The 26,403-nt window shown below is 47.1% G+C and carries 28 protein-coding genes; 21 read left to right on the top strand and 7 right to left on the bottom strand.

From position 1 onward, the window contains the following. Positions 1 to 111 precede the first annotated feature (111 nt). The 3 genes from alr to CVT49_07325 form a co-directional block, all read right to left on the bottom strand. Complete coding sequence (gene alr, locus CVT49_07335; GenBank protein ID PKK83695.1) at positions 112 to 1,254, bottom strand: alanine racemase; 1,143 nt, start codon at positions 1,252 to 1,254, stop codon at positions 112 to 114. An 80-nt stretch (positions 1,255 to 1,334) separates the two neighbouring features. Next, the gene (locus tag CVT49_07330) at positions 1,335 to 1,817 is read right to left on the bottom strand and encodes a hypothetical protein (protein PKK83694.1); all 483 of its coding nucleotides are present in this window, start codon (positions 1,815 to 1,817) and stop codon (positions 1,335 to 1,337) included. A 36-nt stretch (positions 1,818 to 1,853) separates the two neighbouring features. Further along, positions 1,854 to 2,060: a hypothetical protein gene (locus tag CVT49_07325; GenBank protein ID PKK83693.1), complete on the bottom strand. Its 207-nt coding sequence runs from the start codon at positions 2,058 to 2,060 to the stop codon at positions 1,854 to 1,856. Between the two features lie 179 nt (positions 2,061 to 2,239). Here CVT49_07325 and CVT49_07320 point away from each other — a divergent pair, with 179 nt between their 5' ends. The 14 genes from CVT49_07320 (at position 2,240) to CVT49_07255 (ending at position 15,449) form a co-directional block, all read left to right on the top strand. Further along, complete coding sequence (locus tag CVT49_07320; protein PKK83692.1) at positions 2,240 to 2,929, top strand: YggS family pyridoxal phosphate-dependent enzyme; 690 nt, start codon at positions 2,240 to 2,242, stop codon at positions 2,927 to 2,929. Between the two features lies 1 nt (position 2,930). After that, positions 2,931 to 3,602, top strand: a complete 672-nt coding sequence (locus CVT49_07315) for a hypothetical protein (protein PKK83691.1) — start codon at positions 2,931 to 2,933, stop codon at positions 3,600 to 3,602. A gap of 75 nt (positions 3,603 to 3,677) precedes the next feature. After that, on the top strand, positions 3,678 to 4,349 hold the full coding sequence (locus tag CVT49_07310; protein PKK83690.1) for a hypothetical protein: 672 nt from the start codon (positions 3,678 to 3,680) through the stop codon (positions 4,347 to 4,349). Beyond that, positions 4,321 to 5,142 carry a purine-nucleoside phosphorylase gene (locus CVT49_07305; protein PKK83689.1) on the top strand — a complete coding sequence of 274 codons (822 nt, stop codon included), beginning with the start codon at positions 4,321 to 4,323 and terminating at the stop codon, positions 5,140 to 5,142. Before CVT49_07310 ends, CVT49_07305 begins: the two co-directional genes overlap by 29 nt. Before the next feature lie 350 nt (positions 5,143 to 5,492). Then, positions 5,493 to 7,049 (top strand): hypothetical protein, encoded by a 1,557-nt coding sequence (locus CVT49_07300; protein PKK83688.1) that lies wholly within the window; start codon positions 5,493 to 5,495, stop codon positions 7,047 to 7,049. A 28-nt stretch (positions 7,050 to 7,077) separates the two neighbouring features. Continuing rightward, positions 7,078 to 8,013, top strand: coding sequence for a cysteine protease (locus CVT49_07295; GenBank protein ID PKK83687.1), 936 nt, complete (start codon positions 7,078 to 7,080; stop codon positions 8,011 to 8,013). Between the two features lie 138 nt (positions 8,014 to 8,151). After that, positions 8,152 to 9,036 carry a nicotinate-nucleotide diphosphorylase (carboxylating) gene (gene nadC, locus CVT49_07290; GenBank protein PKK83686.1) on the top strand — a complete coding sequence of 295 codons (885 nt, stop codon included), beginning with the start codon at positions 8,152 to 8,154 and terminating at the stop codon, positions 9,034 to 9,036. Between the two features lie 11 nt (positions 9,037 to 9,047). Then, positions 9,048 to 10,049: a biotin--[acetyl-CoA-carboxylase] ligase gene (locus CVT49_07285; protein PKK83685.1), complete on the top strand. Its 1,002-nt coding sequence runs from the start codon at positions 9,048 to 9,050 to the stop codon at positions 10,047 to 10,049. A 91-nt stretch (positions 10,050 to 10,140) separates the two neighbouring features. After that, positions 10,141 to 10,521, top strand: coding sequence for a Fe-S cluster assembly scaffold protein NifU (gene nifU / locus CVT49_07280; protein ID PKK83684.1), 381 nt, complete (start codon positions 10,141 to 10,143; stop codon positions 10,519 to 10,521). Further along, a complete protein-coding gene (locus tag CVT49_07275; protein ID PKK83683.1) occupies positions 10,521 to 11,171 on the top strand; it encodes a hypothetical protein in 651 nt (216 codons plus the stop codon). The genes nifU and CVT49_07275 overlap by 1 nt, the downstream gene beginning before the upstream one ends. An 18-nt stretch (positions 11,172 to 11,189) precedes the next feature. Next, on the top strand, positions 11,190 to 11,384 hold the full coding sequence (locus CVT49_07270) for a disulfide oxidoreductase (protein ID PKK83682.1): 195 nt from the start codon (positions 11,190 to 11,192) through the stop codon (positions 11,382 to 11,384). Positions 11,385 to 11,425: 41 nt separating this feature from the next. Next, the gene (locus CVT49_07265; GenBank protein PKK83681.1) at positions 11,426 to 12,250 is read left to right on the top strand and encodes a DNA-formamidopyrimidine glycosylase; all 825 of its coding nucleotides are present in this window, start codon (positions 11,426 to 11,428) and stop codon (positions 12,248 to 12,250) included. Positions 12,251 to 12,340: 90 nt separating this feature from the next. Then, complete coding sequence (locus CVT49_07260) at positions 12,341 to 14,287, top strand: aconitate hydratase (protein ID PKK83680.1); 1,947 nt, start codon at positions 12,341 to 12,343, stop codon at positions 14,285 to 14,287. 199 nt (positions 14,288 to 14,486) lie between these two features. Continuing rightward, positions 14,487 to 15,449, top strand: coding sequence for a hypothetical protein (locus CVT49_07255; GenBank protein PKK83679.1), 963 nt, complete (start codon positions 14,487 to 14,489; stop codon positions 15,447 to 15,449). Between the two features lie 135 nt (positions 15,450 to 15,584). Here CVT49_07255 and CVT49_07250 read toward each other — a convergent pair whose 3' ends face one another. Then, the gene (locus tag CVT49_07250) at positions 15,585 to 17,081 is read right to left on the bottom strand and encodes a hypothetical protein (protein ID PKK83678.1); all 1,497 of its coding nucleotides are present in this window, start codon (positions 17,079 to 17,081) and stop codon (positions 15,585 to 15,587) included. A 1-nt stretch (position 17,082) separates the two neighbouring features. Beyond that, positions 17,083 to 18,555, bottom strand: a complete 1,473-nt coding sequence (locus CVT49_07245) for a hypothetical protein (GenBank protein ID PKK83677.1) — start codon at positions 18,553 to 18,555, stop codon at positions 17,083 to 17,085. Between CVT49_07245 and CVT49_07240 the strand changes: the two genes are divergently transcribed. Then, positions 18,554 to 18,817 (top strand): hypothetical protein, encoded by a 264-nt coding sequence (locus CVT49_07240; protein ID PKK83676.1) that lies wholly within the window; start codon positions 18,554 to 18,556, stop codon positions 18,815 to 18,817. The two genes, CVT49_07245 and CVT49_07240, sit on opposite strands and share 2 nt — an antisense overlap. Before the next feature lie 11 nt (positions 18,818 to 18,828). On the opposite strand, the gene CVT49_07235 is transcribed toward CVT49_07240, so the two are convergent. Beyond that, complete coding sequence (locus CVT49_07235) at positions 18,829 to 19,935, bottom strand: hypothetical protein (protein ID PKK83675.1); 1,107 nt, start codon at positions 19,933 to 19,935, stop codon at positions 18,829 to 18,831. Positions 19,936 to 20,495: 560 nt separating this feature from the next. Here CVT49_07235 and CVT49_07230 point away from each other — a divergent pair. Next, on the top strand, positions 20,496 to 21,206 hold the full coding sequence (locus CVT49_07230; GenBank protein ID PKK83674.1) for a hypothetical protein: 711 nt from the start codon (positions 20,496 to 20,498) through the stop codon (positions 21,204 to 21,206). Between the two features lie 93 nt (positions 21,207 to 21,299). Further along, positions 21,300 to 22,040 carry a hypothetical protein gene (locus CVT49_07225; GenBank protein PKK83673.1) on the top strand — a complete coding sequence of 247 codons (741 nt, stop codon included), beginning with the start codon at positions 21,300 to 21,302 and terminating at the stop codon, positions 22,038 to 22,040. Between the two features lie 298 nt (positions 22,041 to 22,338). Here CVT49_07225 and CVT49_07220 read toward each other — a convergent pair whose 3' ends face one another. Next, positions 22,339 to 22,800, bottom strand: a complete 462-nt coding sequence (locus CVT49_07220; protein ID PKK83672.1) for a hypothetical protein — start codon at positions 22,798 to 22,800, stop codon at positions 22,339 to 22,341. A 217-nt stretch (positions 22,801 to 23,017) separates the two neighbouring features. Here CVT49_07220 and CVT49_07215 point away from each other — a divergent pair, with 217 nt between their 5' ends. The 4 genes from CVT49_07215 (at position 23,018) to CVT49_07200 (ending at position 26,247) form a co-directional block, all read left to right on the top strand. Further along, positions 23,018 to 23,311, top strand: a complete 294-nt coding sequence (locus CVT49_07215; GenBank protein ID PKK83671.1) for a hypothetical protein — start codon at positions 23,018 to 23,020, stop codon at positions 23,309 to 23,311. A gap of 486 nt (positions 23,312 to 23,797) precedes the next feature. Further along, on the top strand, positions 23,798 to 25,189 hold the full coding sequence (locus CVT49_07210) for a hypothetical protein (protein PKK83670.1): 1,392 nt from the start codon (positions 23,798 to 23,800) through the stop codon (positions 25,187 to 25,189). Positions 25,190 to 25,384: 195 nt separating this feature from the next. Then, positions 25,385 to 25,954, top strand: a complete 570-nt coding sequence (locus tag CVT49_07205) for a hypothetical protein (GenBank protein ID PKK83669.1) — start codon at positions 25,385 to 25,387, stop codon at positions 25,952 to 25,954. 29 nt (positions 25,955 to 25,983) lie between these two features. Further along, positions 25,984 to 26,247: a hypothetical protein gene (locus tag CVT49_07200; GenBank protein ID PKK83668.1), complete on the top strand. Its 264-nt coding sequence runs from the start codon at positions 25,984 to 25,986 to the stop codon at positions 26,245 to 26,247. Positions 26,248 to 26,403: the final 156 nt, after the last annotated feature.

The following is a 26,403-nucleotide window of genomic DNA, read 5'->3' as shown; positions in this document are numbered from 1 at the left end:
TAATATAAAATTAGATTCACAACTCAAAATTAATATATATTGTATTTATCTACTATAATATGCCAATATATGGTATTATTTGATACTAAAAAAATTAAATTGTTTTCGCAATCAAATTATTAGCCGCGGAATGTTTCCGTTTATTCGGCTGATAATCTCATAATTTACGGTTTTGGCCCAGTCGGCAATCTGATCTGCCGTTACTTTCTCTTTCTGATCGCTGCCCAATAACACGACCTCATCCTCAAGCCGGACACCTTTGATATCGGTAATATCGACCATGGCCAGATTCATACAGATTCTTCCGCGAACCGGCGCCCTTTTGCCTTTTATCAGAACATAGGCAAGATTGGACAGTGAACGGTCATATCCCTCATAATACCCGATCGGCAAAATCGCCAGACGGGTTTTCGAGGTGGTTCGGTAAGTACACCCATAACCGATAAACGCATCGGAAGGCACCTCCTTTATCTGAATAATGCGCGTCTTCCACGTCAGGATCGGCGATAAAATATTATTGGAGCCTCCCTGCAGACGGTAGGAGAGATAAGTTTCTTTGGATGGCCAGAGACCGTAAAAGGCGATTCCGGGACGGACCAGCTCGAATTTCGTATCATCGAAGAGCAACAGCGCCGCCGAGCAGGCGGTATGACGATACACCGGTTTCAAACCGTGCGCCCTGATGGCCGATACCAGCCGATTGAATTGTTTCAACTGGTTATTGGCATACTCATGGTTGGTTGTATCTTCGATATTGGCAAAGTGCGTCGAGACACCTTTCAAATTCAGTCCCGGATGTTTCTTGATAATCTCGATTATTCCGGGCAGCCGGCTTTCCTCCACGCCCTGACGGTTGGTGCCGGTTTCCACTTTGAGATGAATGTCGATTGTCTTTTCGACCCGCTTTGCCAGCCGTCCCAGGCGATTGATTGTCTCGGCATTGTAAACGGTCGGCTCCAGATTCAGGTCGACGACCGCTTCAAGATCGGATAGTGCAATATATCCGACAACCAGGATGTGGCGTTTCCACCCGAAGGCACGCGAGGCCGCGGCTTCATCGAGCGAATGAACCGCGATATATTCGACATCTTCCGCTTCCAGCAGCGAAATAATTTCCTTCAAGCCATGACCATAGGCATTGGCCTTGACCGCAACCGCTATCTTTCTTTTTCCGGACAGGCGCCTGATGGTGGCAATGTTTTTTCTTAAGGCTTTGGAATCGAGTTCAATCCAGGTGAGATATCGTTTATTCATAAGGTTTAATAAAATCTTTCAAATGATGCGCCGCAAATAAAAAAAGGCCCGTTGATACGGGCCCTTTCAAATATTCTCTGTCAACCAAGCCCGGCCATCATCTTCTTTATAATTTCGACATGCGTCTGCTCGAATTTCGACAAATAGTCAAAAGTATCTTTGGCTTCTTTGGTCTCGGCCTTTTTGGCCATGGCCGAGAAATGATCCCTCGCCTCATATTCCAGGCGAAGTGCTATCTCAAGAACGGCCCGTTTGTCAGCCGCCTTTTTGACTTCATTTATCAACGGCCGGTGCTTTTCGGCCATTTCTTCGCCGATTTCGGGCAGCCCTTCTTCCTTAAGAATATCAGCCGTGCTGATCCATTTCTCGGAGCGGATCAGCGAATCATACTGGCGCTCGAGAACATGAAAATGCCTTTTTTCCTCCAGAGCCAGCTGTTTAAGGGCTGCCTTGAATTCGGCGACGTCTGCTCTTTTGGCCGCTTCGGTATAAAAAACATAGCTGGCAACTTCGGATTGAATGCCGGTCGTCAATGCTCCCAGGATATCAGGATGAACAGCCATTATTTCTCCTCTTTATATAAATAAAATCAGTTTTGCCTACATTTCATAATGCAGATTCTCATCCAATTCGGCCTGCAGTCTCTCCTCATGCTTCTTTTCTTCTTTGGCAAGAAAAAGAAACATCTCTTTGGTCGCCTTATTTTCGAAAAGATCGGCATGGTTTTTATAGAATTCGTGGGCCTCGCGTTCGCGTTTGATGGCGATTCGTATAGCTTCCTGGGGATCCGTGGTCTTGTCAATCATCTTAAATACTCCTTAAAATTACTCCTTGCAGTCTGTCTAATTAAATCGCATCGGCCCAAAATGTCAAGTTTTTGACCTGGAAAATGATACGATTATGGGCCGTGAATCACAAGCGGTATATTTTTTATTGATATTATACCGCCGGACGGCATATAATAGACCGGAGGTAAGTTGGCGGAATGTTCGACCATATCAGGGAAAATCTCGAAAAAATAAATAAAAATATCTCCGAAGCCGCCCGACGCAGCGGCCGAAAACCCGAAGAGATTACTCTGGTGGCCGTATCCAAAACCTATCCGGCCGAAGCTATCACGGCCGCGGTCGGATTCGGAATTGCCGATGTCGGTGAATCGCGCGTACAGGAAGCCGAGCCAAAAATACAGAGTCTCGGGAAGATTGCGCGATGGCATATGATCGGACATTTACAGACCAACAAGGCCAAGAAGGCTGTGGCCGTTTTTGATTTTATCCAGTCGGTTGATTCGCTGAAACTGGCCGAAGAAATCAACCGCCAGGCCGGTGAAATTAATCGAAAAATCGACTGCCTTATCGAAATCAACTCGGCCGGGGAGAGTTCCAAATCGGGCCTTGCCCCGGAAATGGCCGCGGAATTAATTGAAAAGGCGGGAAAACTGGAGAATATCATCCTGCGGGGAATAATGACCATCGGCCCGCTGACCGACGATAGACAACTAATTCGCAATGCTTTTCGTAAAACAAGAAGGCTGTTCGAGGATGGGCGAAAATCGGCCGGAAATCAATTCGACACACTCTCGATGGGGATGTCGGATGATTATGAAATCGCCATCGAGGAGGGTTCGAATATGGTCAGAATCGGAACCGCCATTTTCGGCAGTAGAAATAAGTAAAATGGGATTGATTAAAAGTGAGGTATATCAGGTGAGAATGAATATTAAATTAGAAAAATATAAAATTGCCATTGAAATGATGAAACATGAAAATAGTATATTATGGCAAACCTATTCCATATTTACAGCCGCAAATTTGATCTTATTGGGTATGTTTCTAAAAGAAATCATAATAACCCCATTTTTTTCTTGTCAGCCAAATTTATTTATCATAAGTATTGTGGGATTAATTTTCTCAGCAGTCTGGATGTTCCTAGTATTTAGACAAGTCAAGTATTTCGAATTAAGAATGGCACAAGCACGAAATGCTGAACCGCCCGGTTGGAATATACTTGTAAATACTGGGCAAAGATTCTCCAAAGGGGAACAAGTGACTATTGGTAGAGAGAATTATCGGTTGGGGCTTTTAGCTGGAATATGGAAAAGGCTAAAATTGAAATGGGCCCTTCCCATAATTGTGGTTATAATATTCCTCTGCGCAATTTTTCTTTATGGCCCATGGTGGCCAAATAAGCCGCGGAAAATTCAAAATGAGATTAAACTAGTTTGTCCTTTTGGGGATGGGATTTCTGAATCCCGTTTCATGCGGGAAATCTATCACTGTAGTCATACTAATAAGAAAGTGGACAACAACTTATCGGGCTATCATTATATGATTACTATGTTATATTAAAGCAAGTTTTTTCCTTTTATGCCGATTAAAAATATATATAGAAATTAAATGCATTTTCAATAAACGAGGCTAATCATGGAAACCACACCTAATGAGATGAGAAATCATCAGTTTGCTTCCTCTATGCGCGGCTATAATAAGGCCGAGGTCGATGCCTTTGTGCAGGGCGCGGCCGATGCTCTGGAAGCGGCGCGGGCCGATTTGCAGAAGCTCAAGGAAGACAAAATATCAATGGCGGCCAGGCTTGAAAATCTGGTAAAACTCGAGGATTCGATCAAAAATGCTGTGGTCGAGGCCCAGAAAACCGCCGACCAGATACGCACCAACGCCCGGAAAGAGGCGGAACTGATTATTACCGAGGGCAAGCAAAACTATAATCGAGCCGTCGCTGAACAGCATCATAAAATGGCCGAGCTGGAAGCCAAAGTGCACGAAATGGACTACACGAAACGAAGTTTTTATGCCAAACTGCGCGCCGAAATCCTGGCTCACCTGAAACTGGTAGATTCGATCGTCCCCCCTGCAAAAACTGAAAAAGAACCAAAACCGGCGGCCAGGGAGACATCGACTTATGAAACAAGAACGGAACAGCAGGAACCTCCTCAAATGGAACAACCGGCGCCGGAACCACCGCCGATTGAAATGAAAGAGGAAGAGATTGAAAGTGTCGTCGACCATTTCGGCGAATCATCGGAAGAACTCAAGGAGGAAGTGAAGAATGGACAATCTCAGGGAAATGATTTCTGAGGCAGCGGCATTTATAAGAACCAAAGTCGACATCATACCACAAATAGGAATTATTCTCGGCACCGGTCTGGGCTCATTGGCCGATGGAATCGAAATCGCCGCCACCGTCAATTATCAGGATATACCACATTTCCCGGTTTCAACAGTGGAATCGCACGCCGGAAGACTCTTATTTGGACATCTTCGCAACAAGCCGGTGGTCGCCATGCAGGGCCGGTTTCATTATTATGAAGGTTACTCCTTGAAACAGGTGACTTTCCCGGTACGGGTCATGAAAGAGCTCGGTATCGAGACTCTCATCGTCTCCAACGCCTGCGGCGGTCTTAATCCCCAGTTCAATCGCGGCGATATTATGATCATTACCGATCATATTAACCTGCTCGGCAACAACCCGCTGATCGGGCCCAACGACGATTCGATCGGCGACCGGTTTCCCGATATGTACAATTGTTATGACAAGGATCTTGTTAAACTGGCCGAAAATATCGCTCTCGAGCAGAAACTCCCGGTCAGAAAAGGGGTCTATGTCGCTGTCGCCGGACCCAATCTGGAAACCGCCGCCGAGTACCGTTTCCTGAGAATTCTGGCGGCCGACGTGGTCGGCATGTCAACCGTCCCGGAAGTGATCGCCGCCCGCCACCAGCACACCAAAGTCCTGGCCTTTTCGATTATTACCGATATGGGCCTGCCCGATGCGCTGGGGCCGTGCTCGCTGGATGAAATCATCGCCACCGCCAACAGTGCCGAACCCAAACTCCGCGAACTGATCGCCGGCTGCGTGGAAAAAATGTAGTTAATAATATTCAGTACTATTAAAAAGGCGCGGCCAACCGCGCCTTTTTTATAATCCATTTTGCAACTTGACAATTATTATCAATAAAGATAGTTTCTTCTCAATTAATCAGGACAAATAATCGTATAATTATTATAGTCTATCTTGTCCAGTACTTTTCATCATTGATTTTGCATCGCGGACAATACCAAAACATCTAAGCTCATGGCTTTCATTATCTGGCTTTGGTCAGAAGGAATAGCATGGTTGAACTAATTGAAACGCCTGCTTCGATTGAAGGGGGTGATATGGAAAAAATATAACAGCATGACGGAGTCTCTCTAGCTCATTAATTTAAGGAGGAAAGAATAATGCAACGCAAAAAAATCCTTTTTTCAGTGAACCTTCCGGCCGCCCTGATGACACTCGCCGTTTTCCTGATTCTCGGCTGTGCCCCGGTGATTTATAACTTTACACCTGAACAAGGGAAGGCCGGAACCGAAGTGGAAATCAACGGGAAACGTTTCGGCGATACGGTTGCCAAGAATGAAGTCACCTTTGAAGGGGTGAGTGTACCCGCGTCAGATATACTCTTTGCTTCAAAAAATAAGCTCAGGGTTAAGGTCCCGCCCGGCGCAAAGACCGGATTTATCTTGGTCAGGACTTCGAGAGGAAGCGATGAAAGTGATAAAAATTTCATTATCCCCGGTGATGCATCCTGGACCTTTATGGTGTATATGGCCGCCGACAATGATCTTGAGGGGGCGGCGATGGATGATTTCCTGGAAATGTCGTCTGTAAAAAATTCGGATTCAATCAATATTATAACGCAATTGGACCGGGCGTCCGGTTACAACCAGGCTTATGGTGACTGGACTGATACCAGACGCTTTGCAATTCGGAATGGCAACACCCCATCAATCGCGCCGGTGCAGAACCTTGGTGAAGCAAACATGGGTGACCCGGCGGTGCTTCAGGATTTTGTCGAGTGGGGTATTACCAACTATCCGGCCGCACATTATGCTCTTGTAATTTGGAATCATGGCGACGGCTGGAAGGCCATGAAGCAACGACTGGACAGCCTGTCAATTACAGCCAAGTCCGTTGCCAACCCTGACTGCGGAGTGGCGCGCGCCATTGCGATCGATGTGGATGCCAATGACAGGCTGTACATGAAAGAAGTGCAAACGGCGCTTTTGGGAGCCAAGCAACGACTGTCAGAACGATTTAATACTCAGGTCAAACTCGATCTGGTGGGTTTTGATGCCTGCCTAATGGGTATGATCGAAAATGCCTATGCCCTCAGGGACATCACCAATTATATGGTCGGCTCCGAAGAAGTGGAGCCGTGGGACGGTTGGCCTTATGATTTAATTCTTCCCAGATTGGTGCAGGACCCTTCGACCACACCGCGCAAACTTGCCGAATATATTGTCGATGATTATGCTGCATCGTATGCCGGCCAGGGCGGGATCACTCAGGCTGCTGTCGATATTTCAAAGGTCACTGATCTTACAACTAAACTGAATTTATTCACAGCTGCCGCCAATGCCGAATGGAATCTCATGGCTGATGCCAGAGACAATGCCCAGCAGTTTCATCCATCATGGTCCAATTCCTGCTGGGGAACCGATCTCTGCGGTTTCATAAAAAATGTCAAAAATAATGTTGCATCCCAAAGTATAAAGGATGCGGCCGAGGCGGTTCATCAAGCAGTTCAAAACTTTGTTATCAATTCCAAGTGCAGCGGGAATATGCCAGACGTTCATGGAACAGCTATTTACTTTCCGCCGGACCAGGCGGCTTATAACAATGACCCTGACCACACTGCATACCAGGATGCCAATACCTTTATGCCTGTTGATTTCGTCAAGTATAACAATTGGGATAATTGGCTGCAAAATTTTTACGCCAACATCCCTCAATAGAAAACTCCAGAATAAAGGATAACAGACAATGTTGCGTTACATAAAAGCGAAGGATTCTGCAACGGATACGGTCTATTATACCGGTTGGCTGCCACCCATGTATGATTTCAGAGACTACCATCCCGAAGCGGAGGAAATTATCAAGCTAACCAAGACAATTAAAATTACGCCCGGAATTAAAGCGCCCGCGATACCGGATAAAGTAGATCTCCGGCAGTGGTGCTCAGGCGTTGAAGATCAGGAGGATCTCGGCTCCTGCAGTGCCCATGCTGCAGTCGGCATGGTTGAGTATTTTGAAAATCGGGCCTTTGGCAAGCATATTGAGGGGTCACGGCTTTTTGTTTATAAAACCACTCGCAATCTCATGGGTGTACTCGGTGATACCGGGGCCTGGTTGCGGACGGCTATGGGTGCACTGGCCCATTGTGGTTTGCCCAACGAAAGGTACTGGCCATACACTACCAAGCTGGTGGCCAATCAGCCCGGCGAGAGAACATTTGATGACGAGCCATCGCAGTTTGTTTATGCCATTGCCGACAATTACGAGGCCTTGAAATATTTCTGTCATGATCCTTTGGGGAAAAATATCCCTAAAGACAAGGTCCTTAAAACAATCAAGACATTTCTCGCTGCCAAGATTCCATCAATGTTTGGTTTTTTCGGTTACCAGTCGTTTGGTCATTCCGACGTTAAAGGGGGTGTTCCAATACCTTGCACCGGGGAATGGCAAATCTGGGGTCACGCCGTCTTGGCAGTCGGCTATGATGATAACCTGGTCATAAAAAACACCATTTGTAATAAAAAGAGCAAGGGAGCCTTTTTATTCAAAAATTCGTGGGGGGCATCCTGGGGCGACAAAGGTTATGGCTGGTTGCCATATGAATATGTCTTAAATGGAGATGCCCTTGATTTCTGGTCGCTTATTAGTATGAAGTGGCTTGAAACCAAAAATTTTAACATATAATTGTATTTGAAAATCTCAGGCGGCGGACAACCCGCCGCCTGAGATCATTTGAAACCAACGATCCTTGCTGTTTCGTTTCTGTCATTTATAAAAATGAATGTTTGACAGAAGCACACGATTTATTATCTTACCCTCCACATGGACTCAATTGATGAAATCATCCGCCAGCAGGTTGACCTGGTCCTGATGGAAGATATCGGGCAGGGCGATATTACCACGACCGCCTGTATCGAACCGACCCTCGTCAAGGCCGAGATTATGGCCAAATCCGAAGGCGTCGTCTCCGGCTTGATGGTCGTCGAGATGGTCTTTCAGTCGCGCGATAAAAATGTCCAAATCGAGATCGTCAAGACCGATGGCGAGACTTTTGCCAGGGGCGACAGGATTATCGGTATCGAGGGCGACAGCCGCGCCATTCTGACCGGCGAACGAACCGCCCTGAACTTTCTGGGACATCTGTCCGGTATCGCCACCCTGACCGCGAAATTCGTGGAGGCTGTCAGGGGTACCGGAGCCACCATTCTGGATACCCGGAAAACCACCCCGGGGCTTCGTCTCCTCGATAAATACGCCGTGGCCTGCGGCGGCGCCTCCAACCATCGTTTCGGCCTCTATGATATGGCCCTGATCAAAGATAATCATATTGCCGCCGCCGGATCCATTACCAAAGCGGTCGAAAAAATGCGCGCCTTTCTGAAATCCGACGAATACAAAAAACAATATCTTATTAAGCCAGAACACATCGAAATCGAAGTCGAAGTGGAAAATGAGTCGCAGCTCAGGGAAGCCATCGCCGGCAAAGTCAAAAGGCTTTTGCTCGACAATCAATCGACAGAACAGCTTGCCGAATTGGTTAAAATCGCCCGTTCCCTTGATGCCGGCGTCAAGCTTGAAGCCTCCGGCAATGTCAATCTCGCCAATGTCAGGAAGGTCGCGGAAACCGGCGTGGATTTTATCTCCATCGGCACCCTGACTCATTCGGCGCCGTCATCGGATTTTTCGCTGAAATTTCTGCCGCAATAAGACTATTTTTTATGACTAAAGACCAATTTGAAGCTCTCGCTGAAAAAATAATTGAGAAAATTCGCGCCCGGCCGAAACACCGTTTCGATCCGGTGAAGCTGGCCAAAGGTTATAAAGTCACCCGGGAAGATATAATCAGCGGTCTGGGCCTGCTCCAGCAATGGGGCTATAAATTCAAAGCGGATCAGAACGGTTTTTTCAGTTTTTTATCGGCGCCTGACAAGCTCCTTGCCCGGGAAATTGCCCACCGCCTTAAAACGAAAATAATCGGCTGCAAAATACATAGCTGGCAATCGGTTCAATCAACCAATACTCTCGCCGGTCAACTGGCGGCGATCGGCGCACCGGAGGGGACCGTCGTTGTGGCCGAACAGCAGACTCGTGGGCGGGGCCGATTCGGACGGACCTGGCATTCACCGGCCGGGCTAAGTGTATATTGTTCAATAATTCTCCGGCCGAAAATTCCTCCGACGCTGGCTCCAGGTATATCGCTGATCACTGCCGTGGCCGTCGCCGACACAATCGCTTCCTACGGGGATATCGACGTTAAGATAAAATGGCCCAATGATATTCTGATCTCGGGCAAAAAAACGGCCGGTATCCTGACCGAACTTTCGGCCGAAATCGGCCGCACCAATTTCGTCATTGTGGGCGTTGGCATTAACATTAACCACAAAATTTCCGATTTCCCGGAGCCGCTCAGAAAAAGCGCCACAGCCGTCAGAATCGGCCTCAAAAGAGAGATTAGAAGGGTCGATTTTCTTAAGAATTTTATGGCTAAATTCGAAAAAGAGTACCTCGGCTTCAAAAAACGCGGATTGGCCGCTTCCAGAAAAAGAATCTTGAAGTACTCTTCTTTGATAAATTCTTCAATCACTCTGAAAATAGGTCGCAAGACTTTATCAGGCAACGTATTAGATATAGATGGCAGTGGCCGTCTGGTGGTTGAGACGGCCGAAGGAATCAGACAATTCTCCGCCGGAGAAGTTACAATGCATGAATCCGGGAGTTAATTTTTAACGAGAAATGTGAAAAATTTCACTTGGCTTTTTTGAAAATCACATTATATTGTCAATGTGATATGATCGGGATAGAGGATAAAAAATGTATTCTCAGAAAGTAATTGAACATTTTCAAAATCCGCAGAATGTCGGTGAGATCGAAAACGCCGATGGTGTCGGAACGGTAGGAAATCCGTCATGCGGCGATATTATGAAAATGTACATAAAAGTCGAAAATAATATTATTGTCGACATAAAATTTAAGACCTTCGGATGCGGCGCCGCTATTGCCACCAGTTCGATCACGACGGCCATCGTCAAGGGCAAAACGATTGAAGAAGCCGAGAGGCTGACCAGGAATGAAGTGGCCGATGCTCTCGGCGGCCTGCCGCCGATCAAAATGCATTGCTCCAATCTGGCGACCGATGCTCTTCGGGCGGCGATCGAAAATTATCGGGCTAACCAAAACGGAAATAAGATGTGATGCGTACCACATTCACCGCATTAAGCCTGTTCTTGATTGCGGTGCTATTATTGGGTTGCATCAAGCGTGTCGAACAAAAGGCCAAAATTGATTTTTCCCGTTATTTCCCCCTGAACAACGGCGATTATTTCCTGTATTCCGGCCCCATGGGCAGGTGTGAAGTCTCTTCCAATCAGAGCAATCTGTTCACCATAACATATTATGATTCTTCCGGGAATATCAGCCGGTGGCAGGATTTTCAATTGAATCATGACACCGTCCTGCTGAACAATATCATTGACCGATCCGATTCCGGATTTTACGTACATTTCATCCCTTCGCTTCCTTTTGGCCCGTGGTCCAATCTGGTCGGCGATACGATGCTGGTCGAGGCGGTTGAAATCAGAAATGATTCAGCCAATTCACATATAAGGATCATGGTCGGATATGAAATCCTGGGGATTAATTCGATCTCGACTCCGGCCGGGAAATTTGATAACTGCATCGAAGTCGGAATGACCTATTCAACTTCGGAGAATCCATCGACGTCGTTTTTTCAAAGAACGAGCGTCTTTTGGTTTGCCAGAAATGTGGGGCTCGTTAAATATGAGACGTTAAACGGCTCCGGCATGCTGCTGGAGGCAATGATTGATGGGATTAAGTTCCCGTGAGGTCTGGAGGGACCTGTAATGGATATTACCAAAGATACCAGCATCGGCGATATTATCGCAAACATACCGGGCGCTGCCTCCGTTATAAAGAAGTATTTTCATGGCGGATGTTATGGCTGTCCATCGATGAAAATGGAAACCCTCGAAATGGGAGCCGAACTTCATGGTCATGACGTTAATAAGATAATCGCCGAGCTAAAACAATTAGCCTGAGACTTATTGATTCTGAAATCGAAAAACAAGACTGATAGATAATGCCTGAGCTTCCCGAGGTCGAGACCGTTGTTCGCGGTTTGCAGCAGACAATTTTGAACAAAACCATTGATTCGGTATTCATAAACTCTCCCAAAATCGACAGCGACAATCCACGCGGATGGCTCGATATTCTCCGAAATAAAACATTTATTAACATTCACCGCCGGGGCAAAAACATCCTCATCGATCTTTCTGATAATTACACCCTGTGGGTGCATCTGAAAATGACCGGCCATCTTTACTACATGTCGGATAAAACCGAAATCGATAAGCATGATCTTTTGATATTCAAACTGAAAGACAACCGTCATCATCTGCGTTTCAACGACTACCGAAGGTTCGGCCGGGTGCGCCTGTTCAAAACCGACCAGGTGATGAGCCAAAAAGGATTAATCGAACTCGGCCCCGAGCCGCTGGAAATCAGCCGGGATGATTTCATTCAATTATTCAAATCCACCCGGCGCATGATCAAACCGGCTGTGCTGGATCAAACCTTTATCGCCGGACTGGGCAACATCTATGCCGATGAAACCCTTTACCTCGGCCGGATCCACCCGCGCCGCCTGACCGATAGTATTGCCGATACGAAACTGACTGAGTTACACGGCCATACTGTCAAGATCCTGAAAAAAGCCATCAACCTGATGGGCACTTCGGTTGACACCTATGCCGGTGTCAACGGACAGCCGGGCGGATTCCAGAAATATCTCAACGTTTACGGGCGTGAGGGAGAGCCATGTAAACGCTGCGGCGCCTCGATCAGAAGAGAAAAAATCGGTTCCCGCTCGGCCCATTTCTGCCCCCGCTGCCAGAGAAATCGTTAATTCTTAAGTCTGTTCTTCCGTATTAATCTTAAAACCTGTATATTTTTGTATATATAGCAGGAAATCTATATTGATAATGATGAGGAAAATATGGGCAAATCACTGACACATAAAATCATCGAACAACATCTCATCTCCGGCGAAATAAAATCGGGCACCGAAATCACCATTGATATCGATCATGTCCTGGTTCAAGACATCACCGGCACCCAGGTCTTTCTGCATTTCGAAGCCATCGGCCTCGAGCGCATCGGCGCCAAAGTGGCCGTATGCTACGCCGATCACAATGTCCTGCAGATCAAGGCAGAAAATATGGAGGATCATTTGTATCTCCAGTCGGCGGCGAAGAAATTCGGCGTCTGGTTCTCCAAACCGGCCAATGGTATCGGCCACCAGATTCATCAGGAGCATTTCGCCGTTCCCGGCACCACTGCGGTCGGCGCCGACAGCCACACGCCGCACAACGGCGGCATGGGTGTCCTGGCCATCGGTGCCGGCGGTCTCGATGTCGCCGTGGCTCTGGGCGGCGGCGGATACAGTTTTGTCATGCCCAAAGTCGTCAATGTGCATCTGACCGGTGAATTGAAACCATGGTCAACCGCCAAGGATGTCATTCTCGAGATGCTTCGCCGTATCACCGTGCGCGGCGGTTTCGGCAAAATTTTCGAATACTCCGGGCCCGGCATCAAAACACTTAACGTGCAACAGCGCGTAACTATCACCAACATGGGAACCGAGATGGGTGCAACCACATCGATTTTCCCGTCCGATGAAATCACTAAACATTATTTCGAAGTTACCGGGCGGCCGAATGACTGGAAAGAAATGCTGCCCGATGACGACGCCGAGTACGACGAGCGTATCGAGCTGGACCTGTCGAAAATCGTGCCGCTCGTGGCGCAGCCATCGCTTCCTGACAAGGTTGTCCCGGTGCGCGATATTGCCGGCGTGGCAATCGAGCAGGTGATGGTCGGATCATGCACCAACGGCGCCTATGCCGACCTGAAGGCGGTGGCGAAAATCATGAAGGGCCGCCAGGTGCATCCCGATGTCAATTTCTTCATCCATGCCGCCAGCCGGATGGCGCTCGAGCAATTGGCCGAGGAAGGCTATCTTGAGGATCTTCTCAAGGCCGGTGTCAATGTCGCCGAACCGACCTGCGGCGCCTGTATCGGCTCCGGCCATGTCCCTGCGCCCGGCGCCCGCTCGCTGCGGGCGGTCAATCGCAACTTCCGCGGCCGTTCCGGATTCAAGGATGACCTGGTCTATCTGGCCAGCCCGGAAACCGCCGCCGCGACCGCTATTACCGGCGTTCTGACCGATCCTTCCACCCTCGGCATGGAAGCGCCGCCCTCGGAACTTCCACCCAAAATCCGCCAGGATAATCCCAACCTGATTCCGCCCGCGTCGGAAGCGGATGCCAAAAAACTCAAAATCAGGCGCGGCGATAATATTGTCCCGGCCGATCCGAAAGATGTTTTGCATGATACCATCAGCGGCGAAGTGCTGATTAAGGTCGAGGATGACATATCCACCGACCATATCATGCCCGCCGCGGCCGAGATTCTGGCCTACCGCTCGAATATTCCCAAAATCAGCGAATATGTTTATTACCGTCTCGACCCCACCTTCTCGGCCAGGGCCAAAGCCAAAGGGGGCGGATTTATTGTCGGCGGTGAGAATTACGGGCAGGGTTCCTCGCGCGAGCATGCCGCGCTGGCCCCGATGTATCTCGGTGTCAAAGGCGTCATTGCCAAATCATTCGCACGGATTCATCATTCCAACCTCGTCAATTTCGGTCTCCTGCCGCTGACCTTCAAGAACAAGGACGACTACGATTTTATCGAGAAAGGTGATGAACTGGTCATCAAAGACTGTCTTGCCTCGGTCGATAAAGCGACTTTCACCATTCAGAACACGACCCGGGGGTATAATATCGAGACTGAAGCGAAATTGACCGACCGCCAGAAGGAATTATTGAAGCTGGGCGGCCTTCTGACCTACACCCGCAAACGCGGCATGGCGAAGCGGAAGTAGCCAGCATGGCGACAGTCCCCAAAAGCAAGCGGCGGGTCCAAAAAAGACCCGCCGAATATAAACTCAGTCAATCAATAACTATTACATTTTTATTAAATACTCCATAATATAATTTAACTATATCTATTTAATTGATTGACAACATATCATGAAAAAGCAATATTAATCAAAATCGCAACTCGAATTATTAATATTTTTTATGAAACAAGCAATAAAAGCTAGAATGCTCCTATTTTGCCTAGTCATTACTTTTATATACCCCAGCATCATTAAGAGTTCTATAACAGAAGGATTTCTAAACAATAGATATGATATTAAAATAAAAAATATTATTGATCTTATTCTCGAAATAGAGATAGAACCTATTTCAACAGAAAAAATAGTCGTCTCGGCGTTAATTGAACAAAAAGCAAATGAAGATAGTAGTTTTATTATAAAATACAAAGTGCTATTAATTCCTGATGCATCAATTTTAGAAAAAAATCAAAATAAAACATATGCTTTCAAATTTTTTAAAGTTTATTCCCACTTGCTTATCGAATTAACAATAAGGTCCTTATATAAATATGACCTTTTCCCAAACGTATGGTTGTCACCATTTAGGGATTTTGAAATTGTATTTCAAGAAATTGACCCGAATTATCAAGAAATTAACCCAATCCAAGATATCGCATGTTATAGGAATGCTGTTCTTGAATTATATAATAAATCTGATACCACTCGTGATACTCTGAGTTTTGAGGCTCAATATATTTCCTTAATTGATTATAAAAATATTATCGATTCTGCAGAAAATATCTTATTTGGTTATACGACTGATGTTTTTAGCGGCACCTCATTAAAGCTTGATGATTCAGTGATAATAAATCTCGCCGGAATTGAGAATATAGGAGAAGATAGTATAATAATGCATCGAGCCAGATCTTTTTTAGAGGCCAATATTCTGGAAGAATTTATTTTAATTAAAATTGATACGTTAGCATCCCGGATTACAGGTTCCAATTTAGGATATATTTACAAAGACGATCGATGTATGAATGAAGGTTTACTGTCAGCCGGGCTTGCAAGAGTTACTTCAGAATATGAATTCGAAGAAAAAAGAAAATATAAAGAAACCGAGATAATCGCAAAAAAGAAGGGAATCGGCGTATGGAGTAAATGACTTATCATATATTAACAATTTATTTTAATGTAAATTCAACTCATTCCTTTCTAAAAATCATACACTATCAATGAATCAATAGAATAGTCCGGCGCTTTACCTGTAGATTACTTTTTTGATTTCGCTTTTCCTATCTCACGGGCAGAGCGGCTCAGGGCCGCCTTTATACAGGTAATTGATAATATAGGTCACATCCAGAATATTGATGGCGAGATTGCCGTTGGCGTCCCCGGCCTCCATCGGAGTCGGGGTCGAGCCGCCTTTATAGATATAATTTATCAGGTAGGTGGCGTCAAGAATATTAATCGCACCGTTGTAATTGGCGTCGCCGCACATATAACTGAGTGCCAGGGCGCCGTCAAACTGATTGGCCTGAATCATCAGGAAAGTCGTATCAAATGAGGTGAACCCCGGCCTGTTTACGATAATCTGCTGCAGACCTCCGCCGACATTGGGAATCGAAAAGTTCCCGCTCGCATCAGTCGTGTCCGCGACACCATCGGTAACAGAAGTCACGATCGTACCCTCAGGACCGGACAGGACTCCGTTATGCGTTACCGTTCCATATAACTCAAAGGCATTCGCCACCGTTACCGCCATCGAATCGACTGTACTGTTGCCGACAAAATCTGTCGCCCGGGCATACACAACATATTCACCATTGTGGAAATATGGTGTCTCCCAGCAATGGGCCGAGTCGGTCACTTCCACGCTGCCGTCGCCATCGGTATTGGTCAGGTAAAAGAGCAACTCCGGTATTACATACGGATTGGCGTAATCGCCGTAATAGACAATACTGCGGTATGTCGCCATCCAGCCGTCGTTATATGATCCGACCGGCTCATCAAAAATGACCGTAGTCGTCCAGGGGATGGAGGAATCCCCTTCGATTTTGTATTCCAGTTTATATGGCGCGGTGCCAAAAGTATAATTATAACAATTATCGAATGCCCGGCAGATGATATCGATATACCCAGAGGCCGGCTGACCTTCTTCATACAGCGTATCGGCGATGTCATCATAGAAAGCAAAAAGCTGATCGCCGACGGCGTTCCCGAAATACGGGTAGTCCACATCAGCGACACCGTCAAGATACTCAAGCGGATTACCGGTGAAATCATAGTCATAAAAACCGTTGGCCCACGCCGCAGCATTACCGGCATAACGAATTTTGGCCAGGTGCACATGCTCCGGCGTTGACGGATCCGGCCAGCCGCCGATTATAACCCCCAGCGATTCGCCGACCTCCACATATTTGCCGACCCAGACGCCAAAATAATTCTTGTTGAGATGTGCATACAGCCAGCCGTCGCATTCCGCGTCATTGGCCGAGTCGGCAATCGCTACACGCCAGTGACGGTCGCTGTTGAATATGGTATAGACCGCCTTGACATACCCGGCCTTGATGGCATAAACGGGCGTCCCCTGGGCATCAGCAATATCGATCGCATTGTGAACATACATACCATCGGGCATGCCCTGAATATGGCCGTAGGTCGCCGAGACAATATGCCAGCTGCTGTCCGGCCAGATCGGCCAGGGAAGCGCCTGCGCGCAGGCAAAAGTCGCTGTAATCATGATAATGATTATGGCAATACGAGATAAGTTTTTCATTGCAATATTCTCAATCATGTTAAATTTCCGGGCAGACCGGTTCCGGCCCGTCCTTATAAAGGTAATTAATCAGGTATGTTACATCAAGAATATTTATGGCGCCGTTACCGTTGACGTCGCCCGCCTCAATCGGTATTGGTATCGGACCTCCTTTATAAATGTAATTTATTAAGAATGTGGCATCGAGGATATTAATCGCGGCATTATAATTGGCGTCGCCGCACATATAATCCAGAAGCAGCGTTGTATTAAGTTCATAATTTTGATCCATCGATATGGTCGTGTCAAATGAAGTAAATCCCGGCCTCTGCACCGTAATCAACTGCTCAAAGATGCCGACATTGGATATCGCATAATGCCCCGATTCATCGGTCGTGTCGCACGCCCCGTTTTCCACCGCCGTCACGATTGTCCCTGCCGGCGAGGAACTTCCCTGAAGAGTTATCGTGCCGGACAGTTCGAAGTAATTGCCCAGAGTCACCAACATCGAATCAACCGTTACATTATTTCCCAGATCGGTCGCCCGCGCATAAACCCAGTAATCGCCGTTTCGAAAATTCATGGTATGCCAGCAGCAAAGCTTATCCTCGACTTCCACTATCCCGTCACCGTCCGTGTTGGTAAGATTGAAAAACATCGCCTGGCTGTCGGCTGTAAAGCTGGTATTGCAGACGCCGTCGTTCTGGTAAATAATCGATTTATAAGTGCACATATAGCCGTTGTATGAACCCATCGGTTCATTAAAACAGACCGATGTCATCCAGGGAATCGAGGAATCACCTTCGATTTTATACTCCAGCTTATATGGAACTGATTTCCACTGGTAGAAATTGACGTAGTCATAGGCGCTGCAGATGATATTGACGTCACCCGAGAGCGGCTCACCCTCCGCGAAATACTCGGGGTACCCCTCGCTGCAGAATCCAAACAATTGACTGCCCACGGCAAGGTCCAGGACCGGAGGATCGGGATCATAGATGTTCTCCATATATAGCAGCGGGTTGTCGATAAACTCCCAATCCCAGAATCCATTGGACCAGGCATATTGATCGCCCGAGAAACGGATCCTGGAAAAATGAAGATGCCTGACAATATTCGGATCCGACCATCCCACCACCTGTGCTATCAGCGTGCCCGCTTCCACCCACTGACCCGGCATGACATAAATGTTGTACCGGTCGACATGGGCATACATCCATCCGTCGCACTCCTCGGTTCCGGATGAATCGGCGATGGCAATCCGCCAATTGCTCGGGCTGTCATACAGGGTAATAATCGCCTTGACATAACCGGATTCGACGGCATAAACCGGGGTCCCCTGGGGCACGGCGATATCGATGCCCGTGTGCAGGTATATTTCATTCTGCACCAGGCCATAGGTGGCCGAGACCTGCTGATTGGTGCTGTCCGGCCAGACCGGCCAGTCGAGTGCCGAAGCATTGACCGCCGAGAAAAGCAGAACAGCCAGAAGCATGATTCGTTTTACAGCCATGATAATTCTCCCGCATCAATTAAGGTTATGGATAGTGAGAATCTCACAGCAGGGATTGCCCCTCTTCATGGCACAGGGCCACAACGCTCAATGCCTTACTGTGAAGTCTATTTGTCTTTTATGGTGGCGGAAGGTACTTGTTCTGCCAGTAAATATACCAAAAAAGGCGATATTTACCAGAACAAATTCGACTATGACCGCAAAAATATTAGACAAAATCAAGCATTTCATCTATTTTTCGGATGGAATTTTATTCGCGTGAGAAAAAAACGGCTATTTTTCCGCCGAGGGAGTATCCCCGCTGAGTTCTTCGACCAGTTTAGCTTCCATTTCCGGATGCAGCTGCAGTTCAAACATTTTCAACAGGGCCAGAAACACCGCCGCGATAAACGGCCCGAGAACCACCCCGAGCAAACCGAACATGGTGATACCGCCCATGATCGAGAAAAACAGCATCAGCGTATGTGTCTGTGTTTTTCCCTTGAATAAAACCGGACGGAGGAAATTGTCGATCTGACTGACCACCACCACTCCGATCACGATCAGGAGAATACCTTTTATCGGCGACCCGCCGATAAACATAATTATCCCGGCCGGAATATAGACCAGAAACGGCCCCAATATCGGGACAAACGCCAATAGCGCCATCACCGAGCCCCACAGCACCGCCGATGATATCCCCATTATCCAGAAGAGCATCCCCCCGAGAAAACCCTGGATAAGTGCAATCACCACGCCGCCGTACATCATCCCTTCGATCACGTCACGGAGGTGCGAATACATCAGCGTCACTTTCTCCGCTTCCAGCGGCGTGATCCGCTTGAGGAAACAGACAATCTTGTCACCGTCACGGAAGAAAAAGAACATGGCGAAAAGCATCAGGATAAAATAGGTGAGGGTCAGGGTTATATTGGCGATGGCATTGGTCGCCTGCGCGCCGATAGCGCGCGTGACGGTTGCCACGGCGTTCTTGACAATCGCCTCGATATCGATATTGGCCAGCTCCGGATAATCGGCCAGCTTATTCTTGATGGCTTCCCAGAAGGGAATGTTGGGCGAGAGAATGGAATTGAGTTCGCCGCTCTGATAGGCATCGTTCAGCATCTGCACCGCCGCCGCCGCTTCGCTGACCAGCGAGGCCAGGATGTACAGCGCCGGCCCGATGATGAGCAGACAGACGATGATGCAGGTTAGAAGCGAGGCCATCCCGGGGGTTTTGACTTTCCGGCGCAGTAAGGTGTAGAGCGGATAAAAAACGATGGTCAGAATCCCGGCCCAGGCGATCGGCGTGAAAAACGGAATCATGATCCGGTAAAAGAGATAGAAGAAAGCGGCGGCAATCAGGAAGAATAATGCATTGGTGACATACTCACGTTTCATGAATCACTTAAGCCTTTCCCTGGCACTGTTGAGATTCGGTTCCCTCGACCATTGATAATTACATAAAGAAGATACCATAATATTTATATCGGTTCAAGCAAAAAGCAGTTGAGCCCTTATAAGTCGAAGTCTTAAAATCGATTACAATAATAATATTAGATCCCGGCAGGGCCGGGGTGCCCCACCAGCCATGGCGGGCTGTGGGTTAATCACTTAGAAGCTCCTGAAGGAATAGTAGGGCAGAACCCGAAATCCCGCCAATGCGGGACGTAGTGGTTCTGCCTATTCTTCTGACAACCTCCATTTTATGGGCGGCCCGCCCACATTTGCTCTTCCTATGTTCTTGTGGTGTCGGGTCTCCGTCGAAGACCCTGAATAAAATGAAGGGCACCCGACACCACACTAATATTCCCCTTGCCATTTCCCCAAAACACTTTATCTTTCATGCGTGGATTTCCACACCTTTGAATGACACCTCGGCAATTTCCACAATGAAAATCGGTCCGACGTGGCCCGGAGACTCCGTTCACTGCCGGGACTTACAATAAGGAGGGTCATTTATGACAGAATCAATTCACAAGAAATCATCTCAAAAGACAAATGCCATTTTATTGGCATTTGTCCTATTATATGCTATATTATCTTATATTCACAATACCAAATATAGCGGTATATTCATCGGCAATGGCGCCTCTATGTCACCTCCATTTTTCATAATAGAGACGTTAATTTTTGCAATTTCATATATAACTGTAATATTGTTTATAACACGGTCAGCTTGGCAAAGCACTAACTTGGGGATACCATATAATAAGGAATCTTGGTTTGTGGTTGCATTTATCATTTTGTCGGCGCTATATCTCGCTATTTTTGCCGAAGGAATCAGAATCAATAATATTTTTTGGGCATTACTCGTAACAGTTAATCTCATGAGCTACGAACTCATATTCCGGGCTATTCTAATAAATAGATTGATAGATATCATTGGTAGCCAGAGGTATGCTGTATTTTTTTCAATTTTCATAAGCAGTATAGTATATTCTATTGTTTTGGCTCCAATAATTTCGCTAACAAGTATTACAGTGGCAAAAATATTGATTTTGGGTTATTTGTACTATAGGGTTCAATCAATTCTGCTTTTTGTATTTTTTATGGCTTTATTAGTAACGCCTGCAGAATATGCATTTTGGATTAGCCTTTGGACAATTATTATGTATTTAACTTTGGCATATGTTGCTAAAAGCCTATTGCCTATTAAGCGAGACTTCTGATTTGTAGAAAAAGAAACTGATTATAAATTCCTGGATATGCATGACAGTAATGACATTATTTGTCCCATTTTTAATCAAACATAAGAGGTCCCTATGCTGGAAAGACCATCTTCTGGTAGTAGTCTCAAGATAAACGTTTACAGTTTTATCTTGATTCTCCTTTATGCCATTTATGCCTTCCTGGGTGTTAATCCGCTGAGGATCAATGCATCAATTCCAAATCTGGAATCACCAAATTATCCGAATTTTGTAATGATTCTTGTGGCAATAATAATTATAGCTGTAATGTTATATGGTATAATCAAGGCAAAATGGTCATCAATAAAGTGCGGTTTCAACATCGACAGGCCATTTTGGATAATATTTGCCATATTTGTAATCTTGATGATAATGTTTGTCGTGGAGGTTCCTCAGACAATCTCATTTAGGATATTTCTTGAATTAATCCCGATATTCTTGTTCATAACGGGAAGCGAGATAATTCTTCGCGTTCTTCTAATAAACAGCATTCTAAATTCGATCAGTAATAATGAATGGGCGCGTGTGGCGGCAATAAGTCTCAGCGGAATATTATTTGCAGTTGTCCATTCCCCAATGGAAGAGATAACCTTTTCGAGGACGGGCCTAGATCTGTTTCTTTTATCACTTCCTCTGTCATGGATCTACATTAAATATGGCTCCTTAGCTGTAATAGTCTTTATAGATATGATCCTTTACGCAAAGACAGACTATGCAATGGTTATGGCTATAATTGTACTTGCATTTTATTTTCCGATAGTGTTTATCGGGCGGTATTTTGAAAAAAAACCAATAACAACGGCAGGTATGGGTTAATAAATTTTGATCACCCTTAAAAACATAACATATAAATATCCCCAAAAAGCCAAGTAGATCTGGTTCCGTATGAGCCAAAAGACGATTGTGAAACCCGACGATTATGCAACATTGTTCAATTCATACATCACCAATTAATTCTTCTCATCATGTCGGGTTTCTCGCCTATTCGCTGGCGCTCATACGCTCGGAACACCGACCTATCATTAATATTTGGCCCGACGTGGTCCGGAGCTCCGCTCCGGGTTTCTTAAACCATGTCTCGTGAATACAAAACTTAACCCTTTATTTAAATTAATTACAAAAACCGCATCAATTCGCTGTTAATCGGGTCACCGGGAGCTCTTATAGAGGACCTTTTCTTTTCAAAAAGGATATAGCTATGTCTGCGTCTAAAAAACAAATCGCCGCCAACCGGCAAAATGCCCAAAAATCCACCGGGCCCAAAACCGATCAGGGTAAAGCCGTCGCCGCCCGAAACGCCGTCAAACACGGTCTCCATTCCCGCCATATCCTCATCGATGCCCCCCGCCTCAAAGAGGACCCCGCCGAATTCGAGGCCCTCCTCGAAGAACTCCACGCCGAACTCGAGCCGCAAACCATCTTCCAGGAATACCTCGTTCGTAAAATCGCCCTTTGCCTCTGGCGCTCCCGCCGCGCCGTCATCGCCGAAACCGCCAAAATCAACGACCAGATCCGTGATATCGATTCCGATTTCGAAACCAAAAGACTGATTATGCGTTTCCTCGACAGCAATCATAAAGATCCGGATGAGCAGCCCGAAGATCGGGAAACTTTCTTTGCCAACCAGGTCGGCCTCCGCTCCATTCCTTCAAACAGCCGCGACATCATGCACTATGAGATGCGCCTTGACCGCCAGATATTCCGCGCCTATCGCCTCCTTGAGCTCCTGCAGTTGCGCGACCACCTTAATGCAACGTCTCCTGCCATAATTGATAAAGACGGGGATGACAACCATGGCTCCTGACATTATCATGACGGCTTCATCATTCAAAAAACCCTTTATTAAAGTAGATAAGGACCCTTGCGGTCCTGACAATTATGGAAATAGCCTTTTAAATCGTCAGGAGCGCAAGGCTCCTGACCTACAAAATGCTGTCCGCCTTCATCATGCGCGGACAGGGCACTGCCCTGCCCCTGCGTACTTTGAATGTGATCACAATATTTTGAAAAGCCAGAACTATCCGATCCGCACCATCTGTCATTCCCACATATCCCAGCCACTAATCAAGCAGAATGTTGTGATATAGCAGACCAAAGGCCAAAAGGCGCTTTCGCGCCCAAAATCACTACCAAAATGAAGTCGAAACTTTAAAAATGGGAAAACGAACCCAATTTCGAGTAATTGAATGAAAATAAATATAGTACAAGGAAATTTTCGCCAAAAACGCTGCAAAAACGATAGTAATTTGATGGTGATTTGCTACGCAATGCCATACGTAATCCTGTTTTTCGTCGTTGCGAGGAGTGAAGCCGAGCCATTCGGCGAGGATGAGCGACGTGGCAATCACGTTGCTTCTATCTCCAGGTCAGCTTTATCGGACAAAGCGGCGTGATTGCCACGCTTCGATTTGCGCCTGCGGCGCATCTCTCCGCTCGCAACGACGGGTAGGGATTGAACGGGCGACCGGGGGCCGGGTGTGGATAAAATCTTGACGAAACCGATATAATTGCTATATTATAAATGACTGGAAAATAGTAAGTTAGATATAACATAACCTTTTTTAAGGTGGGCTATGAATAAATTTATCTCGGTGCCGCTGTTTATCCTCACGACTTTGTTGTTAATCAGCCCGGCTTTCGCCGCTGAAAACCTTCAGGAAGAACTTCAAGCCATACAAAAAGAAATCGATACCGACGGCTATTACTGGACGGCGGCTATAAATCCGGTTATCACCGACTACACCCCCGAACAGCGACGCAACATGGCCGGCCTGAAATTGCCCGATAACTGGGAAGAGATCTGGAGCGCGCATCTGAAGCCGGGCTCATTGAAGCTTGCGGTCGAAGATCTCCCGTCAACGTTCAACTGGGAAGATTCGGGCAAGGTGACCGGCGTTCGCAACCAGGGCGGCTGCGGTTCCTGCTGGATTTTTGCCGCGGTCGGCGCCCTTGAGGCAATTTACAAAATTCAGCGGCAGGTCGATGTCGATCTCTCCGAACAGCAGATTTTGTCGTGCGTGTCCGGCGGCTGGGGATGCAGCGGCGGATGGATGGACTACGCCTACACGCATTTCCGCGACTATGGTTCGATACTGGAAGCATACATGCCGTATGCGGCCAATGATCAGGTGCCATGCACCGAGGGTCAGTACCCCGTCTATGCCACCTGCAACTCATGGACCGCGATTCCCAATAATGTCAGCGCCATCAAGACGGCGGTCATGACCGCGCCGGTGGCGGTGGCCTTTTTCGTGTATGATAATTTCAACTGGTATGACCAGGGATGTTACGATCATGCCGATGACTCGGCGGGGGTCAATCATGCCGTACTGATTGTCGGCTGGGATGACAATATGTGCGGCGGTGTGGGCGCCTGGCGTGTCAAGAACAGCTGGGGGGCCAACTGGGGTGATGACGGTTATTTCTGGATCAAGTATGGCTCCTGCAATTTCGGCACCGCCGCGGCTCTGCTCGATATCGATAATGTGGCTTTCACGACCGACAAGCTCCTTCCGGCGGGGGACAAGCTGTGCGCCCCCGGGGAATACCAGTTCCAGTTTGCGGCGGCCGAAGGGACCCCGCCGTACAGTTTCTACCGGCAGGTCGGGTTCCTTCCCGACGGCCTGACGCTCGAGACGGACGGGCTTCTGCACGGTTTCCCGACCCGGGCCAAATCATGCACTTTCGGTATCAGGGTCGAGGATTCATCCGACCCGTTCGTCAAGTATTTGAAATATTTCACGGTGGTGATAAACGACGGCATCGCCGGCGATGCCGACTGCAACTGCAATTATAATCTTCTGGATGCGACTTACCTGATAAAATATCTATATAAGAGCGATCCGGCCCCGACTTGCGAGATGGGCGATGATGTCAATTGTGATGGGTCCTGCAACCTGCTCGATGTGACGCATCTGGTTAATTTCCTGTATAAGAACGGCCCCGAGCCGGGCCCCATGCAGTAGTTTATCGTCTTATCAAAAAATGACTTATAATCCTCGACCTGGTCGGGGATTTTTTTAATCTTACCTCTTTACAAAGCCGGCATAATGATTATATTTTCGTACACCGTTTGACTTTGCCACCGTGATTTGCCACAGGAAATTAACGAATTGTCGATTATTCGGGTTTTGAATGATCTTTAATTAGCGGGAGTTTTTATGGCCAGTACTGCAACAACCAACTACAAATCATTTTTAATCAAGGCGGCGATCATCTGCGTTACCATTGCCGCCGGCGTTTATCTGGGGATGTTTATCGCCGTCCGGTCCGGTCTGACCGGTTCGGGCAACCAGACAATCCCGCAGGATAAGATGCATAACAGCACCAATCTGGAAATCGGGGATCAGTTTCCCGATCTGCAGATTGCCGATAATGACGGGAACGCGATCAATATCGGCAGTCTTCTTGATGGTCAGAAAGCCATTATTGCGTTTGTCGCCGAAGGGTGCAAACCATGTCATGATCTGATGGAATATTTCAGGACGTCGGAGATAATCGGGGAGAAGCAATATCGGGTGATTATTCTAAGCCAGGAACCGGAAGCATTTACGCCGTTGACCGACTTGCCGGTTTATGCGGTCACTTCGGACATGATGGATGCCCTGCACATTCAGGGGATGCCGACCATGATCGGTGTTGACGGCACCAAGGGGCACAATATCGTGAAATTCGCCACAGGTGGTTTCGGCTATGAATTTACGGAGAGTATTCTGAATGAATATTTTTGATCCCCGGCAGAAGAACAAGGAGGTTTGACATGAAAAAAGTTCTGTGCGTTCTATCGATTTTCTTATTGGCCTGTGCTATGGGTACGGGGCTGTCGATTGTGACCGCGGACAATGCCAATGCCAGCCTTATATCCTGCTTCGGGCCGCAGTCTTATTATATATTCAGTTGTGATACCGGACCCAAATGCCCCAATCCGAACTGGCCGTACTATGTTTATCATTGCGACGACCAGCTTGGCTGCGGCTGTCAGTGGGAGTGGTGTCACTCCGACTGGCAGGGCAACTGCGACTAACTAATTTACCACCTTAAAGGAAAGATATGCCGGGGTAAGGGTCGCCGTCAGGCGGCCTTTTTATATAATTAGAGGTAGAATGAATGCTCTAAATGTACAAATGTTGACAAAACAAATAATATAATCTAATTTGAGAATGTTAAAACAAATCCAATT

This window comes from candidate division Zixibacteria bacterium HGW-Zixibacteria-1 (assembly GCA_002838945.1).
In the GTDB taxonomy this organism is placed as follows: domain Bacteria; phylum Zixibacteria; class MSB-5A5; order GN15; family PGXB01; genus PGXB01.
This window is presented reverse-complemented; position numbering and strand designations above follow the sequence as displayed.